The 1,587-nt window shown below is 64.5% G+C and carries 3 protein-coding genes; all 3 read left to right on the top strand.

Annotated features, from left to right (window positions below; all coding sequences use genetic code 11):
* Positions 1 to 351 (top strand): metallopeptidase TldD-related protein (locus EOA22_RS33030; protein WP_245478750.1); only part of this gene is annotated, 351 nt, incomplete at its 5' end.
* Complete coding sequence (locus tag EOA22_RS33025) at positions 338 to 1,141, top strand: 3'(2'),5'-bisphosphate nucleotidase CysQ (protein ID WP_013532346.1); 804 nt, start codon at positions 338 to 340, stop codon at positions 1,139 to 1,141. The genes EOA22_RS33030 and EOA22_RS33025, both read left to right, overlap by 14 nt.
* Positions 1,142 to 1,244: 103 nt before the next feature.
* Positions 1,245 to 1,490 carry a DUF4170 domain-containing protein gene (locus EOA22_RS33020; RefSeq protein ID WP_013532345.1) on the top strand — a complete coding sequence of 82 codons (246 nt, stop codon included), beginning with the start codon at positions 1,245 to 1,247 and terminating at the stop codon, positions 1,488 to 1,490.
* The last annotated feature ends 97 nt before the right edge of the window (positions 1,491 to 1,587 follow it).

The raw sequence follows: 1,587 nt of genomic DNA, 5'->3' as shown, positions 1-1,587 counted from the left end.
AACGGCCGCGGCGCACGCAGCGGCTCCTCCGTTACGCCATCCTCCACCAATCTCGCCATCGAACCCGGCGAGCGGTCGCCGGAAGAGCTGATCAAATCGCTCAAGACCGGCTTCTACGTCACCGAGGTGTTCGGCCAGGGCGTCGACATGGTCACCGGCGAATACAGCCGCGGCGCTTCCGGTTTCTGGATCGAGAATGGCGAACTGGCCTATCCCGTCGCCGAGGTCACCATCGCCTCGAACCTGAAGACGATGTTCCTCAACATGGTGCCGGCCGATGACCTCGACCGCAATTTCGGCACCGCGGCGCCGACGCTCCTGATCGAAGGCATGACCCTTGCCGGAGCATGACCTGACCACTGCCGGAGCCACCGAAGACTTGCCGCTGCTGCGCGATGCCGCCCGCGAGGCGGGGGTGATCGCCATGCGCTACTTCGGCAACAGCCCGCAAGTCTGGATGAAGGGCGGCACATCACCGGTCAGCGAGGCCGACCACGCGGCCGACGCCTATCTGCGCGAAACATTGCTGGCGGCGCGGCCGGATTATGGCTGGCTGTCGGAAGAGACAGTTGACGATCCGGTCCGGCTTTCGGCACGCCGCACCTTCGTCGTCGACCCGATCGACGGCACGCGCGGTTTCCTGGAAGGCCAGCGCACCTGGTGCGTCAGCGTCGCCGTCGTCGAGCATGGCCGCACGCTGGCCGGCGTGCTGGAATGCCCGGCGATGGAGGAGACCTATTGGGCGCTGCCCGGCCAGGGTGCTTTCCGCAACGGCAAGCGCATTGCGGTTCGCAAGCTGGCGGAAACGGCCGAGATTTCCGGGCTGAAGCAGTTGACCGACCTGATGCCTGCCGAATGGCAGGCGCGGCTGAAGCGGGCGCCTTACAGCCCTTCGCTCGCCTATCGGCTGGCCATGATCGCCAATGGCGCGCTGGACGCCACTTTCGTCAAGCCGAACGCGCATGACTGGGACATTGCGGCGGCCGACCTCATCCTGCGCGAGGCCGGCGGCCAGCTGCTCGACCAGCATGGCCGCGCTCCACTTTATGCCGGCGAGGTGACTCGTCACGGCGCCCTTGCTGCCGGCAGCGGTGAATTGCTGGCCGTGCTCGCCGGCGTCATCGCCGGTCTGGACACGTGAAAGCGTTTTCCCCGGCGAGATGAATTCATCTCGCCCTAAAGGTTCCAAAGTCGGCGGCTTTGGTCTAGACCTGTGACAAACTCACGATATGTGAAGGACCGACATGGCCGCGGAAGACGGAAAGAAACAGCTTTTGCATCTGGTGTTCGGTGGCGAACTGAAGAAGCTTGGCGGCACCGAATTCCGCGATCTCGACGGGCTCGACATCGTCGGCATCTATCCCGACTATCAATCCGCGCACACGGCGTGGAAAGCCAAGGCGCAAGCCAGCGTGGACAACGCTCACATGCGTTACTTCGTCGTTCATCTGCACCGGCTGCTGGACCCCGACAACAAGGCTGCCGGTTGACTTCGATGGAGCATGACCTGGCGAAAGGGCCAGCAAGCGATGCCGCGCCCACGGGCAGGGGACGCAGCCGCACGACCAGGGACTTCTGGCGCAAGAT

It is taken from the genome of Mesorhizobium sp. M7A.F.Ca.US.014.04.1.1, from assembly GCF_003998745.1.
Lineage (GTDB): Bacteria > Pseudomonadota > Alphaproteobacteria > Rhizobiales > Rhizobiaceae > Mesorhizobium > Mesorhizobium ciceri.
This window is presented reverse-complemented; position numbering and strand designations above follow the sequence as displayed.